Annotated in this window: 14 protein-coding genes; 11 read left to right on the forward strand and 3 right to left on the reverse strand. The window is 69.1% G+C overall.

What is annotated here, in order from left to right; translation table 11 throughout:
- Positions 1-146: 146 nt before the first annotated feature.
- The 11 genes from edd (at position 147) to ftsB (ending at position 12,281) form a co-directional block, all read left to right on the forward strand.
- Positions 147-2,033: a phosphogluconate dehydratase gene (gene edd, locus ACWTPI_RS06890; RefSeq protein ID WP_454731246.1), complete on the forward strand. Its 1,887-nt coding sequence runs from the start codon at positions 147-149 to the stop codon at positions 2,031-2,033.
- A gap of 194 nt (positions 2,034-2,227) precedes the next feature.
- Positions 2,228-2,728, forward strand: a complete 501-nt coding sequence (locus ACWTPI_RS06895) for a gluconokinase (RefSeq protein ID WP_020201452.1) — start codon at positions 2,228-2,230, stop codon at positions 2,726-2,728.
- A 277-nt stretch (positions 2,729-3,005) separates the two neighbouring features.
- Positions 3,006-4,478, forward strand: a complete 1,473-nt coding sequence (locus ACWTPI_RS06900) for a circularly permuted type 2 ATP-grasp protein (RefSeq protein WP_020201453.1) — start codon at positions 3,006-3,008, stop codon at positions 4,476-4,478.
- Between the two features lie 96 nt (positions 4,479-4,574).
- Positions 4,575-5,528 (forward strand): alpha-E domain-containing protein, encoded by a 954-nt coding sequence (locus tag ACWTPI_RS06905; RefSeq protein ID WP_020423689.1) that lies wholly within the window; start codon positions 4,575-4,577, stop codon positions 5,526-5,528.
- Positions 5,529-5,561: 33 nt separating this feature from the next.
- Positions 5,562-6,386 carry a transglutaminase family protein gene (locus tag ACWTPI_RS06910; RefSeq protein ID WP_020201455.1) on the forward strand — a complete coding sequence of 275 codons (825 nt, stop codon included), beginning with the start codon at positions 5,562-5,564 and terminating at the stop codon, positions 6,384-6,386.
- 156 nt (positions 6,387-6,542) lie between these two features.
- Positions 6,543-7,364 carry a peptidase gene (locus ACWTPI_RS06915; protein ID WP_196812841.1) on the forward strand — a complete coding sequence of 274 codons (822 nt, stop codon included), beginning with the start codon at positions 6,543-6,545 and terminating at the stop codon, positions 7,362-7,364.
- A 183-nt stretch (positions 7,365-7,547) separates the two neighbouring features.
- Positions 7,548-9,200 (forward strand): CTP synthase, encoded by a 1,653-nt coding sequence (locus tag ACWTPI_RS06920; protein WP_020201457.1) that lies wholly within the window; start codon positions 7,548-7,550, stop codon positions 9,198-9,200.
- A gap of 35 nt (positions 9,201-9,235) precedes the next feature.
- Positions 9,236-10,105, forward strand: coding sequence for a 3-deoxy-8-phosphooctulonate synthase (kdsA, locus tag ACWTPI_RS06925; RefSeq protein WP_020201458.1), 870 nt, complete (start codon positions 9,236-9,238; stop codon positions 10,103-10,105).
- Positions 10,106-10,205: 100 nt separating this feature from the next.
- Positions 10,206-10,496, forward strand: coding sequence for a DUF1330 domain-containing protein (locus ACWTPI_RS06930; protein WP_020201459.1), 291 nt, complete (start codon positions 10,206-10,208; stop codon positions 10,494-10,496).
- A 70-nt stretch (positions 10,497-10,566) separates the two neighbouring features.
- On the forward strand, positions 10,567-11,856 hold the full coding sequence (gene eno / locus ACWTPI_RS06935; protein WP_020201460.1) for a phosphopyruvate hydratase: 1,290 nt from the start codon (positions 10,567-10,569) through the stop codon (positions 11,854-11,856).
- Between the two features lie 86 nt (positions 11,857-11,942).
- Positions 11,943-12,281 carry a cell division protein FtsB gene (gene ftsB / locus ACWTPI_RS06940; RefSeq protein ID WP_020201461.1) on the forward strand — a complete coding sequence of 113 codons (339 nt, stop codon included), beginning with the start codon at positions 11,943-11,945 and terminating at the stop codon, positions 12,279-12,281.
- Positions 12,282-12,482: 201 nt separating this feature from the next.
- On the opposite strand, the gene ACWTPI_RS06945 is transcribed toward ftsB, so the two are convergent.
- The 3 genes from ACWTPI_RS06945 to ACWTPI_RS06955 form a co-directional block, all read right to left on the reverse strand.
- Positions 12,483-12,932, reverse strand: coding sequence for a hypothetical protein (locus tag ACWTPI_RS06945; protein ID WP_454731247.1), 450 nt, complete (start codon positions 12,930-12,932; stop codon positions 12,483-12,485).
- Between the two features lie 89 nt (positions 12,933-13,021).
- Positions 13,022-14,050 (reverse strand): Hsp33 family molecular chaperone HslO, encoded by a 1,029-nt coding sequence (gene hslO, locus ACWTPI_RS06950; RefSeq protein WP_020201463.1) that lies wholly within the window; start codon positions 14,048-14,050, stop codon positions 13,022-13,024.
- 61 nt (positions 14,051-14,111) lie between these two features.
- On the reverse strand, positions 14,112-14,636 hold the full coding sequence (locus ACWTPI_RS06955) for a gamma carbonic anhydrase family protein (protein ID WP_017230018.1): 525 nt from the start codon (positions 14,634-14,636) through the stop codon (positions 14,112-14,114).
- Positions 14,637-14,690 lie beyond the last annotated feature (54 nt).

Consider the following 14,690-nt stretch of genomic DNA (forward strand, 5'->3'; position numbering starts at 1 on the left):
ACCTATGGAGCCGGAATATGCCGTGCTTTCGCCGCTTTGTGATGTGCTGACGGGGTGCGCGGCGAAAGTCTTTCGATATAATGTAGAAAATCTACACAAAAAAACGTTCACGGAACCACCGGACACACCATCAGGAACTCCCACGAATGTCGCAAGCCCTCCATTCCGAAGTGCAGGCCGTCACCGCGCGCGTGGCCGCGCGCAGCCAGCGCAGCCGCGCCGCCTACCTGGCGCGCTGCGAGCGCGCCCAGCGGGAGCTGGGGCCGCTGCGCGGGCTGTCCTGCGCCAACCTGGCGCACGGCCTCGCGGCGCTGCCCGCGCATGACAAGCTCAAGCTGCGCGTCGAGCATGCCGCCAACCTGGGCATCGTCACGGCCTACAACGACATGCTGTCGGCCCACCAGCCCTACGAGCGCTATCCCGGCGTGATCCGCGAGGCCGCGCGCGCGGTGGGCGCGGTGGCGCAGGTGGCGGGCGGCGTGCCGGCGATGTGCGACGGCATCACGCAGGGCAACCCGGGCATGGAGCTGTCGCTGTTCTCGCGCGACGCGATCGCGATGGCCACGGCCGTATCGCTGTCGCACAACACTTTCGACGCCGCGGTGATGCTCGGCGTGTGCGACAAGATCGTGCCGGGCCTGCTGATGGGCGCGCTCCAGTTCGGCCACCTGCCGGTGGTGTTCGTGCCGGCCGGGCCGATGGCCACGGGCCTGTCGAACAAGGAAAAGGCGCGCGTGCGCCAGCTCTACGCGACCGGGCAGGTCGGCCGCGAGGCGCTGCTGGAAGCGGAATGCGAGGCCTATCACGGCGCCGGCACCTGCACCTTCTACGGCACCGCCAACAGCAACCAGTTCCTGATGGAGATCATGGGCCTGCACATGCCGGGCGCGGCCTTCGTCCATCCCGACAGCGGCCTGCGCGACGCGCTCACCGCGGCCGCCGCGCAGCGCGCGCTGGCGCTCTCCGCGCGCGGCCCGGACTACCTGCCGCTGGCGCGCATCGTCGACGAGCGCGCCGTGGTCAACGCCATCGTCGGCCTGCTGGCCACCGGCGGCTCGACCAACCACACCATCCACCTGGTGGCGATGGCGCGCGCGGCCGGGATCGTGATCGACTGGGACGATTTCGACCGCCTGTCGCGCATCACGCCGCTGCTGGCGCGGGTCTATCCGAACGGCTCGGCCGACGTCAACCATTTCCACGCCGCCGGCGGCGTGGCCTACGTGATCGGTCAGCTGCTCGAAGCCGGGCTGCTGCACGAAGACGTGCAGACCGTGGCCGGGCGCGGGCTGGCGCGCTACACGCAGGAGCCGGTCATGACCGGCGGCGCGCTGCGCTGGCGCGACGGCCCCGCCGCCAGCGGCGACGCCGCGGTGCTGGCCAGCGCGGCCGCGCCGTTCTCGCCCGAGGGCGGGCTGCGCCTGCTGCGCGGCAATCTCGGGCGCGGCATGATCAAGGTCTCGGCGGTGGCGCCGGAGCACCGCGTGGTGGAGGCGCCGGCGCGCGTGTTCGATTCGCAGGAAGGGCTGCAGGCCGCCTTCGAGGCGGGCGAGCTGACCGGCGACGTGGTCGCGGTGGTGCGCTTCCAGGGCCCCAACGCCAACGGCATGCCGGAGCTGCACCGCCTCACGCCGGTGCTCGGCTCGCTGCAGGACGCCGGCCACAAGGTGGCGCTGGTGACGGACGGCCGCATGTCGGGCGCGTCCGGCAAGGTGCCGGCCGTGATTCATGTGGGCCCGGAAGCACTTGCGGGCGGCCCGCTGGCGCGCGTGCGCGACGGCGACCGCATCCGCGTGGACGCCGTGGCCGGCACGCTGGAATGGCTCGGCGGCGCGGATGGCGCGTCCGGCCTCGCGGCGCGCGCGCTGGCGCCGTCGCCCGATGACGACTTCGCCCGCTTCAGCGTCGGCCGCGGCCTGTTCGGCCTGTTCCGCCGCCACGCGCGCACCGCGGAGGAGGGCGGCAGCGCGCTCGACCTGTCCGAGGCCGACGCGCCCGGCGCTGTCCAAACCGCCGCGGCCGTCGCACAATAGTCCGCGCCCCCAGGCCGCTTTCCTCTTTTTTGTGGCCTTGCCCGCCGCCTGGCGGGCAAGGCAGCCCCGAGCCGGTGCATGCCAGGTCCTGGCATGGCTGCATGGCCGTGCGGTTCGCCAGAAACCGCCCGGCGCGGCGCGGGGACTACCGACAAGGATGGGACAACCATCCGAACACGATCGCTGGAGCAGACATGATCTACATCCTGATGGGCGTTTCCGGCAGCGGCAAGACCACGGTCGGCCAGTTGCTGGCCAAGACCCTGCATTGCGGCTTCCATGATGCCGATGAATTCCACAGCGCGGCCAACAAGGAGAAGATGCACAACGGCATCCCGCTGACCGACGAAGACCGCTGGCCCTGGCTGGGCGCGCTGCGCGCGGCCATCGACACGGCCCGCGCCGAGGGCCGCACCCATGTGTTTACCTGCTCCGCGCTGCGCCAGGCCTACCGCGACCGCCTGACCCCGCCCGACGGCGGCGTGACCTTCGTCTACATGAAGGGCGACGCCGCCGTGATCGGCGGGCGCCTGTCCGGGCGCAGCGACCATTTCTTCAACCCGGCCCTGCTGCAGAGCCAGTTCGACACGCTGGAGGAGCCGCGCGACGCGCTGGTGCTCGACATCCGGCAGCCGCCCGAGGCGCTGGTGCAGCGCATCCTGGCCGAAGTCCCCGCCACCGCCGCGGCACGCTGAGCCCTCGCCGGCCTCCGCGGGCGCTTTTGCGCCGCGCACGCGCGGGCTGGCAGACATCTTGCTACATTCCCTTGCGATGGCGCGAACGCCTGCTGCTTGCGGCTTTCGCGGTCATGGGTATCATCCCAGTTAGGACAGCACTTCGACGCATGGCCCGCGGCCTTGACCGCCGGGCCCCGGGTGGTGGCCTCGAAATGCTGTGCCGGGAAGAACAAGCCAATCAAAACGGGATCGCCGGCAGGCTGAGCGGCGCCCAAATCATGGGGGAACGGCCATCATGGCGGCGCGGTTTTTCGACGAGATGCTCGATTGGCAAGATGGCGTGGCGGCAGCAATCCACGCGGGGCAGGCCCTGCCGGCAGGCGCGGTGCGCGCGCACTACAAGCAGTTTGCGGAGTGGCTGGCGCGGCAGTCCGAAGGGACGATGGGCAACAAGCGCGCGGAAGCGGACCTGATCTTCCGGCGCGTGGGCATCACCTTCGCCGTCTACGGCGACAAGGACGAGTCCAACAGCGGCACCGAGCGGACCATCCCGTTCGACGTGATTCCGCGGATCTTCCCGGCCAGCGAATGGGCCACGCTGGAGCGCGGCCTGCGCCAGCGCGTGTCGGCGCTGAACCGCTTCATCCACGACATCTACCACGGCCAGGACATCATCCGCGCGGGCGTGATCCCGCCCGACCAGATCTACAACAACGCCCAGTACCGGCCCGAGATGCTCGGCATCGACGTGCCGCGCGACATCTATGCCCACGTGGCCGGCATCGACGTGGTGCGCGCGGGCGAGGGCGAGTTCTACGTGCTGGAAGACAACCTGCGCGTGCCCTCCGGCGTGTCCTACATGCTGGAAAACCGCAAGATGATGATGCGGCTGTTCCCGGACCTGTTCGCGCGCAACCGCGTGGCGCCGGTGGCCCACTATCCCGACCTGCTGCTCGACATGCTGCGCAGCGTGTCGCCGCAGAGCATCGCCGATCCGACCGTGGTGGTGCTCACGCCCGGCATGTACAACTCCGCCTATTTCGAGCATGCGTTCCTGGCCCAGCAGATGGGCGTGGAGCTGGTCGAGGGCAGCGACCTGTTCGTGCAGGACGAGCACCTCTACATGCGCACCACGCAGGGGCCGCAGCGCATCGACGTGATTTACCGCCGCGTCGACGACGACTTCCTCGACCCGCTGGTGTTCCGCCCCGACTCCACGCTCGGCGCGGCCGGGCTGCTGTCGGTCTACCGCGCCGGCAACGTGACCATCTGCAACGCCATCGGCACCGGCGTGGCCGACGACAAGTCGATCTACCCCTACGTGCCGGACATGATCCGCTTCTACCTGGGCGAGGAAGCCATCCTCAACAACGTGCCGACCTACATGTGCCGGCGCCCCGACGACCTGCAATACGTGCTCGACCACATGGACCAGCTGGTGGTCAAGGAAACCCACGGCGCCGGCGGCTACGGCATGCTGGTGGGCCCGGCCGCCACGCGCGCGGAGATCGACACCTTCCGCGAGGTGGTGCGCTCGCGCCCCGAGCAGTACATCGCCCAGCCCACGCTGGCGCTGTCGACCTGCCCGACCTACGTGGAGTCCGGCATCGCGCCGCGTCACATCGACCTGCGGCCGTTCGTGCTGTCTGGCAAGGACGTGCGCATGGTGCCCGGCGGGCTCACGCGCGTGGCGCTGCGCGAGGGCTCGCTGGTGGTCAATTCGTCGCAGGGCGGCGGCACCAAGGACACCTGGGTGCTGGAGCGCTGAGCGCCGCGCGCGCAACGAATGCTTGAGATGACCCGCGCCGCCGCCGCTGCCAGCGCGGCCGGCGCGGACGAACCGCGCAGTACGAGGGGACCGACCATGCTAAGCCGCACCGCCGACCATCTGTTCTGGATGGCGCGCTATACCGAACGCGCGGAGAACACCGCGCGCATGCTCGACGTGAATTACCAGACTTCGCTGCTGCCGCAATCGGCGGAGGTGGCGGAGCAGGGCTGGTGGGCGATGCTCGACATTTCCGAGCTGACCACCGTGTTCGACCACAAGTACGGCCTGCTCACGCGCGACGACGTGATCGACTTCATGGTGCGCGACATGACCAACGCGTCGTCGATCATGAGTTGCCTGCGCGCGGCGCGCGAGAACGCGCGCGCGGTGCGCGGCTCGCTCACCACCGAGGTGTGGGAGACCATCAACACCACCTGGCTGGAAGTGCAGCGCATGATCGCCGACGGCGTGCTGCGCGAGGACCCGGCGCAGTTCTTCGAGTGGGTCAAGTTCCGCTCGCACCTGGCGCGCGGCGTGCAGTTCGGCACCATGCTCAAGGACGACGCCTTCCACTTCATGCGGCTGGGCACCTTCCTCGAGCGCGCCGACAACACCGCGCGCATTCTCGACGTGAAGTTCCAGGCCAGCACCGTGGACGACAGCGACCCCAACCGCGACGCCAACGACTTCTATCACTGGGCGGCGGTGCTGCGCTCGGTGTCGGGCTTCGAGGTCTACCGCAAGATCTACCGCACGGTGATCACGCCCGAGCGCGTGGCCGAGCTGCTGGTGCTGCGCCCGGACATGCCGCGCTCGCTGGTGTCGAGCATGGACGAGGTGGTGTCGATCCTGGCGCTGGTGGGCAACCAGCATTCGTCGGAGACCGAGCGGCAGGCTGGTAAACTCCACGCCGACCTGAAATACGCGCGCATCGACGACATCTTCGCCGTCGGCCTGCACGCCTACCTGACCAGTTTCCTGGAGCGCATCGGCGACCTCGGCAATGGCATCAGCCGGGATTTCCTCGTGCCGCTGCTGGCTGCCTGAACTCCGTGGTGGTCGCGCCGGCCTCGCCACATCGTGAAATACAAGATCCGCCACAAGACCGTCTACCGCTACGCCGAGCCGCCGCGCCGCAGCGTGCACGAGCTGCGCCTGGCGCCGCGCTCGGGCCCGCTGCAGACCGTGCGGCAGTGGCAGGTGTCGGCGCCGGGCAGCCTGTCGGAGGCGCGCGACGGCTTCGGCAACATCGTGCACAGCTTTACCGTGGCCGGCCCGGCGCATACGCTGGTGATCGAGGCCAGCGGCGTGGTGGAAGTGACGCCGCCCGCGGCCGGCGGCGCGCCGCTGTTCTGCGATGCGCCGCCGGCCGGCGAGGCGCGCGTGTCGCCGCTGTACTACCTGGGCGGCACGCCGCTGACCGCGGCGCCGCCGGAGATGGTCCGCTTTGCCGCGCCTTACCTCGCGGCCGGGCATGAGGTGCCCGCGCTGCTGGCGCTGGCCGACGGCATCGCGCGGCGCGTGCGCTACGCGCCGGACAGCACCGACGTGGGCACCTCGGCCGGCGAGGCGTTCGCGCTCGGCAGCGGCGTGTGCCAGGACCAGGCCCAGGTGATGGTGGCGTGCTGCCGCGCGCTGGGCGTGCCGGCGCGCTACGTCAGCGGCTATTTCTACGACCCGGCCGCGGCGGCGCTGGCCGGCCATGCCTGGGCCGACATCTGCGTGGATGCGGACAAGGAACTGTGGTGCAGCGTCGACGTGACGCACCGCTGCCTGAGCGACGCGCGCCACGTGCGCCTGGCGGTGGGGCGCGACTACCGCATGGCCGCGCCGGTGCGCGGCGTGCGCCACGGCGGCAGCGGCGAGCAGATGGCGGTGGAGATCGCCATTGCACCGCAGCGGTGAATGCGGTGGTGCGTGGCGCACCACCGGTGGGCGCGCGCGCCGGTTCCGCGCGCGGGGCCGCGGCGCTAGAATGCTGCATTCGTTGATGTGGCCTCGGTGCGCCCCTGATGCCGGCGGCGCGCCGGCGCCGGACATGCACCATAACAAGACAAGATCATGACGTATTGTGTTGCCATGCGGCTCGACGCCGGCCTGGTGTTCCTCTCCGACTCCCGCACCAACGCCGGCGTCGACGCGATCTCCAGCGCGCGCAAGATGACCGTGTTCGAGGAACCCGGCGACCGCGTCATGGTGCTGCTCACCGCCGGCAACCTGGCCATCAGCCAGTCGGTGCGGCAGGTGCTGGCCGAAGGGCGCGACGAGAAGCGCTCGCTGTGGACCGCGCGCGACATGTTCGAGGCCGCCACCATCGTCGGCGACGCGGTGCGCCAGGTGCACAAGCACGATGCCCACGCGCTGCGCGAGGCCGGCATCGAGTTCAACGTGAGCCTGATCTTCGGCGGGCAGATCCGCGGCGAGCGGGTGCGCCTGTTCAATGTGTACGCGGCCGGCAACTTCGTCGAGGCCACGCCCGAGAACTGCTACTTCCAGATCGGCGAGGCCAAGTACGGCAAGCCGATCATCGACCGCGTGGTGGAGCCGTCGCTGCCGCTGGGCGAGGCCGCCAAGTGCGCGCTGATCTCGATGGACTCCACGCTCAAGTCGAACATCTCGGTGGGGCTGCCGCTGGACCTGCTGGTCTACGAGGCCGACTCGCTGCGCGTGAGCCGCTTCGTCAACATCGACGAGAAGAACGCCTATTTCCGCATGATCCGCGACACCTGGGGCCAGCGCCTGCGCCAGGTCTTCGGCGAGATCCACGACCCGGAATGGGATGCCGCGGCGCCGGCCGAATTCCCGCTGGCGCGCCAGGGCGAGGCCGACCGCTGGGGCCAGCCGGTGCGCGCCAAGCGCGAGCGCAGCGGCGGGCGCGGCTGAAGGCGCCGGCCAGGGCGCGGCCAGGGTGAGATGAGGGGCAAGCGGCGCATGCGCCGCAGCGCGCCGCGGGCATGAAGGGCGGGCGCGCGGAGGGGGGCAGGTGAAGGTCCGCTTGTCACAAATGCGGCGGTGCAGCAGGCAGCCGCTCATGTATAATCCCGATTTCCCCGGCAAGCTCGGTTTATGACCAAATTCGTCTTCGTCACCGGTGGCGTCGTCTCTTCTCTCGGCAAGGGCATCGCTGCTGCTTCGCTCGCGGCCATTCTCGAGTCGCGCGGCCTCAAAGTCACCCTCCTCAAGCTAGATCCCTACATCAACGTCGACCCCGGCACGATGAGCCCCTTCCAGCATGGCGAGGTGTTCGTCACGGAAGACGGCGCGGAAACCGACCTCGATCTCGGCCACTACGAGCGTTTCGTCTCGGCCAAGATGCGCAAGTCGAACAACTTCACCACGGGCCAGATCTACGAGTCGGTGATCCGCAAGGAGCGCCGCGGCGAATACCTCGGCAAGACCGTGCAGGTGATCCCGCACATCACCAACGAGATCCAGGCCTTCATCGAGCGCGGCGCGGCCGCCTCGCACGGCGGCAAGGCCGACGTGGCGCTGGTGGAGATCGGCGGCACCGTGGGCGACATCGAATCGCTGCCGTTCCTGGAAGCGGCGCGCCAGATGAGCCTGCGCATGGGCCGCAACCACGCCGCCTTCGTGCACCTGACGCTGGTGCCGTTCATCGCCAGCGCCGGCGAGCTGAAGACCAAGCCGACCCAGCACTCGGTGCAGAAGCTGCGCGAGATCGGCATCTCGCCGACCGCGCTGCTGTGCCGCGCCGACCGCCCGATCCCCGACGACGAGCGCGCCAAGATCTCGCTGTTCGCCAACATCCCGCAGGAAGCCGTGATCTCGGTGTGGGACGTGGACAGCATCTACAAGATCCCGCAGATGCTCAACGAGCAGGGCCTCGACCGCCTGATCTGCGAGGAACTGCGCCTCGACCCGAAGCCGGCCGATCTCTCCATGTGGCAGCGCCTGGTCAATGCCCAGGAAAACCCGCAGCACGAGATCACCATCGGCATGGTCGGCAAGTACGTCGACCTGACCGAGTCCTACAAGTCGCTGATCGAGGCGCTGCGCCACGCCGGCATGCACACCGCCACCCGCGTGAACATCGAGTACATCGATTCCGAGGAGCTCGAGTCGGGCCACCTGGAAGTGCTCGCGCCGCTGGACGCCATCCTGGTGCCGGGCGGCTTCGGCAAGCGCGGCACGGAAGGCAAGATCCGCGCGATCCAGTACGCCCGCGAGAACAAGGTGCCGTACCTCGGCATCTGCCTGGGCATGCAGCTGGCCGTGATCGAGTTCGCCCGCCACGTGGCCGGCATGACCGACGCCAACTCGACCGAATTCAACCTCGAGACCGAGCACCCGGTGGTGGCGCTCATCACCGAGTGGGTGGATCGCGAAGGCAAGGTCGAGCAGCGCTCGGCCGACTCCGACCTGGGCGGCACCATGCGCCTGGGCGCGCAGCGCGTGCCGGTCAGGGCCGACACCAAGGCCGGCCAGATCTACGGCGCCGAGGTCAACGAGCGCCATCGCCACCGCTACGAGGTCAACAACCACTACGTGCCCACGCTGGAAAAGGCGGGCATGGTGATCTCGGCGCGCACCCCGACCGAGGACCTGCCCGAGATGATGGAGCTGCCCGACAGCCTGCATCCGTGGTTCGTCGGCGTGCAGTTCCACCCGGAATTCACCTCCACCCCGCGTGACGGCCATCCGCTGTTCAAGGCCTATGTAGAAGCGGCGCTGGCCAGCCAGAAGAGCAAGGCGGCCTGAGGGCCCGGCACCGCGCAAGCAGGAGACTAGTAGCGATGAAACTCTGCGGCTTCGAGGCTGGCCTGGACCAGCCCTTCTTCCTGATCGCCGGCCCGTGCGTGATCGAGTCCGAGCAGATGGCGCTGGATACCGCCGGCGAGCTCAAGGCGATCACCGGCGCGCTCGGCATCCCGTTCATCTACAAGTCCTCGTTCGACAAGGCCAACCGCTCGTCGGGCAAGAGCTTCCGCGGGCTGGGCATGGAAAAGGGCCTGGAGATCCTGGCCACGGTCAAGCGCGAGATCGGCGTGCCGGTGCTCACCGACATCCACGAGATCGACGAGATCAAGCCGGTCTCGGCCGTGGTCGACGTGCTGCAGACGCCGGCCTTCCTGTGCCGGCAGACCGATTTCATCCGCGCCTGCGCGCAGAGCGGCCGCCCCGTCAACATCAAGAAGGGGCAGTTCCTGGCGCCGCACGACATGAAGAACGTCATCGACAAGGCCCGCGACGCCGCGCGCGAGGCGGGCCTGCCCGAGGACAGCTTCATGGCCTGCGAGCGCGGCGTCTCGTTCGGCTACAACAACCTGGTCTCGGACATGCGCTCGCTGGCGATCATGCGCGAGACCGGCGCCCCGGTGGTGTTCGACGCCACCCACTCGGTGCAGCTGCCGGGCGGGCAGGGCACCAGCTCGGGCGGCCAGCGCGAGTTCGTGCCGGTGCTGGCGCGCGCCGCGGTGGCGGTCGGCATCGCCGGCCTGTTCATGGAAACGCACCCGGACCCGAGCAAGGCCATGTCCGACGGCCCCAACGCGGTGCCGCTGTCGCGCATGAAGGAACTGCTGTCGGTGCTCCGGGACCTCGACGCGCTGACCAAGCGCGCCGGTTTCCTGGAAGACAACTTCGGCTGGCCGGCCTGCGCCTGAGCCCGCCGGCCTGTCGCGCCGCCGGTGGCGTCCGCTGACGGAAGCCGCCGGCCGGTGACGGATCGTATCGAAAGACAATACAAAAACTTCGGAGACACGCATGCCCGCCGGCTATATCATCGCCTACGTCGATGTGACCGATCCCCAGCAGTACGAGCAGTACAAGGTGCTGTCGAGCAAGGCCATCGCGGCGCACGGCGCTGAGATCCTGGTGCGCGGCGGCAAGACCGAGCAGCTCGAGGGCGAATTGGCGCCGAGCCGCGTCGTGGTGCTGAAATTCCCCGATTACGAGGCCGCGAAGGTGTTCTATGCCTCCGAGGAATACGGTGCCGCGCGCGCCGCGCGCGAGCATGCCGCGAAGATGAACATGATCGTGGTGGAAGGCGCCTGACATATTGGTCGGGCATCATCCGCGCTGATCCCGGTCAGCAGCAAGATTCAAAACAGTCAGAGAGGAATTCATGAGTGCAATCGTAGATATCATCGGTCGCGAAGTTCTCGACTCGCGCGGCAACCCGACGGTCGAGTGCGACGTCCTGCTGGAATCCGGCGTGATGGGCCGCGCGGCGGTGCCGTCGGGCGCGTCCACCGGCTCGCGCGAAGCCATCGAGCTGCGCGACGGCGACAAGTCGCGCTACCTGGGCAAGGGCGTGCTGAAGGCGGTCGAGCACATCAACACCGAGATCTCCGAAGCCATCATGGGCCTGGACGCTTCCGAGCAGGCCTTCCTGGACCGCACCCTGATCGACCTCGACGGCACCGACAACAAGAGCCGCCTGGGCGCCAACGCCACGCTGGCCGTGTCGATGGCGGTGGCGCGCGCCGCCGCCGAGGAAGCCGGCCTGCCGCTGTACCGCTACTTCGGCGGCTCGGGCGCGATGCAGATGCCGGTGCCGATGATGAACATCGTCAACGGCGGCGCGCACGCCAACAACAGCCTGGACATCCAGGAATTCATGATCATGCCGGTGTCGCAGACCAGCTTCCGCGAAGCCCTGCGCTGCGGCGCCGAGGTGTTCCACGCGCTCAAGAAGATCCTGGCCGACAAGGGCATGTCCACCGCGGTCGGCGACGAAGGCGGCTTCGCGCCGAACTTCGCTTCCAACGAGGAATGCCTGAACGCCATCGTGCAGGCCGTCGAGAAGGCCGGCTACCGCGTCGGCGAAGACGTGCTGCTGGCGCTGGACTGCGCCGCCAGCGAGTTCTTCCGCGAAGGCGAGGACCTGTACCACCTGGACGGCGAAGGCCTCAAGCTGACCTCGACCCAGTTCGCCGACTACCTGGCCAACCTGTGCGACAAGTTCCCGATCGTGTCGATCGAGGACGGCATGGCCGAAGGCGACTGGGAAGGCTGGAAGACGCTGACCGACAAGCTCGGCAAGCGCGTGCAGCTGGTGGGCGACGACCTGTTCGTCACCAACACCAAGATCCTCAAGGAAGGCATCGAGAAGGGCATCGGCAACTCGATCCTGATCAAGATCAACCAGATCGGCACGCTGACCGAGACCTTCGCCGCCATCGAGATGGCCAAGCGCGCCGGCTACACCGCCGTGATCTCGCACCGCTCGGGCGAGACCGAGGACAACACCATCGCCGACATCGCGGTGGGCACCAACGCCGGCCAGATCAAGACCGGCTCGCTGTCGCGCTCGGACCGCATCTCGAAGTACAACCAGCTGCTGCGCATCGAGGAAGACCTCGGCGACATCGCCAGCTACCCGGGCAAGAGCGCCTTCTATAATCTGCGCTAAGCCCGCGTCATGCGCCGGCCGCGGATAACCCTCATCGCGGCCGGCGCCGACGGCCCCGACCTCTTCTGCAAAGCGCCGGAATCCCTATGCGCCTGATCTCGCTGCTGCTGTTCGTGCTGTTGCTCGCCATTCAGTACCCGCTGTGGCTGGGCAAGGGCGGCTGGCTGCGCGTGTGGGACATGGACAAGCAGGTGCAGGAGCAGAGCGCGCGCAACCAGGCGCTCAAGCTGCGCAACGCCAAGCTGGAAGGGGAAGTGAAGGACCTGCAGGACGGCACCGGCGCCATCGAGGAGCGTGCCCGCTACGAGCTGGGCATGGTCAGGGACGGCGAGGTGTTCGTGCAGTTCGTGGCGCCCGCGCCCAAGGTCAGCGCCACGCCGCCGCTGCCCCCGCCGCCGAATTCGCCGGCCGGCGGCAGCCACTAGCGCCGGCGCCGCGCATGGCGCCCGCCGCGGGTGCTGTCATGCCGCCGGCGGGATTCGCCGGTCCGGCGATTCCCCGTTTTTCCCTCGTTTTCCCTCCCGTTTTCCCCGAATTGCAGCTACCTGTCGCGGCTCGCACTGCCGTGGCGGGCGGCGTCTCGTCCACGCGCGCCAGCGTCTTGCCGCCTCATTGCTGCCGCCCCATTACCACCAGTACGGATAACCGCCCCAGCCCCAGCCCGGATAACCATATCCGCTGCTGAAGCCGACGCCGCCGCCCCAGTGGCGCCCGCCCCAGCCGCCGTAATACAGGTTCCAGCTTGGCGACGGGTAGGCGTAATAGGAATACGCGCGCGCGTAGGCTTCGGCCTGCTGCTGGCGCGCGATGGCGGCGTCCTGCTCGCGCAGGATGTCGCGGTTCAGCGTGCCCAGCTTCTGGCTTTCCTCGGGGGTGATCGGCGCGGGCGGGATGCTGTTGGGCACCAGCCGCGCGGTCGGCGGCGAGCCGTTGATGTCGCGCGGCAGCCCGGCGCAGCCGCCCAGCAGCGCGGCGCCGAGCAGCAGCGCGCCGAGCGCGCCCGGCAGGCGCCGCGCCGCGGCGGCAGGCGCGTTTGGAGACGGGTTCGGAGACGGGTTCGGAGGCAAAGCGGACATGATATTTCCCCTGGCTCTGGTGGGTCACTGACGCTTGGACCCCGGCGCACCGGGCAAAGGTTCCGCCGGGTCCGGCCGCCGCCCGCCGCTCAGTGCTGCTGGCTGGCGCCGTCGCCGGCGCCGGTGGCCACCGGCACCGGCGTGAACAGCTGGGCGCAGTCGACCGGGTCGAAATGATATTGCTGGCCGCAGAAATCGCAGTGGATCTCCACGTTGCCGCGCTCCTCCAGGATGCTCTCGATCTCGGCGCGGCCCAGGTTCTGCAGCATGCCGGCCACCTTGGGGCGCGAGCACGAGCAGTGGAAATGCGGGCCAAGCGGCTCGAACACGCGCACGCCGGCGGCCTGCAGGTCTTCCCAGAACAGGCGGCGCAGCAGCGTGTCGGGGGTCTCGGCCAGCAGTTCGCCGGCCTTGAGCGTGGCGCCGAGCTGGCAGGCGCGGTCCCAGGTGTCGAGGTCCTGCGCGCGGGCGCTCTCGGCCAGCGGCGCGCCGGTCTCGCCGACCTGCGCCGGGGCGCGGCCGGCGTGGCCTTCCAGGGTGCCGCCGTAGCTCGGCAGCTTCTGCAGCAGCATGCCGGCGGCGACCTGGTCGTCGGCGGCCAGCCACAGGCGCGTGTCGAGCTGCTCGGACGAGCGCATGTAGTGCTCGAGCACCGCGGCCATCGAGTCGAACGCGCCATGCGCGTCGGCCAGCGGCACGATGCTCTGGTAGGCCTGCTGGCCCGGCAGCTTGTCCTGCGGGTCCAGCGTGATGGCGAAGCGGCCGCCGCCGCGCACGTTGACCAGGTCGGCCAGCGTGGCGTCGTCGGCCACCTGCGCGCCCTCGGCCAGCTTGGCGGTGGCGCGCATCGACAGATCGGACAGGCATTCCACCACCAGCATGCGCACCGGGCCGTCGCCGTGCACCTGCATCACCAGCGCGCCGTTGAACTTCAGGTTGGCGGTGAGCAGGGCGGCCGCGGACATCATCTCGCCCAGCAGCCGGCGGACCGGCGCGGGATATTGATTGCGGCGCAGCACATCCTGCCAGGTGGCGCGCATGCGCACCAGTTCGCCGCGCACGGGGGCCGCGTCGAACAGGAATTTCTGCAGGATGTCGGGGGAGGTGGAGTCAGTCACGATGGTCCGTCGGTAGATCGGCGCGGGCGCGGTTCCTGGCCGGCGCCCTGGTCGATGCGTGTTAGTCGATGCGTTTCAGCTGCGTCTTGTACATGGCCTGGCGCGTGGCGTAAGTCTCGGCGTTGCGGTACAGGTTGGCCACGTCCTGCTCGGTGAGCTCGCGCACCACCTTGGCCGGCGCGCCCAGGATCAGCGAGCGGTCCGGGAACACCTTGCCCTCCGTGACCACCGCGCCGGCGCCGACCAGGCATTCCTTGCCGATCACCGCGCGGTTCAGGATCACCGCCTGGATGCCGATCAGCGAGCCTTCGCCCACGGTGCAGCCGTGCAGCATGGCCTGGTGGCCGATCGACACCTTGTCGCCGATGGTCAGCGGGCAGCCCGGGTCGGTATGGAGCACGGTGCCTTCCTGCACGTTGCTGGACTCGCCCACCACGATCGGCTCGTTGTCGCCGCGGATCACCACGCCCGGCCACGCGCTCGCGCGCGCCTTGAGCGTCACGTTGCCGATGATGGTGGCCTCCGGCGCGACGTAGGCGTCCGGATCGATGGTCGGGGCGATGTCGCCGAGCTGGTAAAGCGCCATGAAGTCTCCTGCACAAGTGCGTATGGGTATATGGGGTTTGCCGCCGGGCTTTAA

Source organism: Cupriavidus ulmosensis (assembly GCF_977008105.1).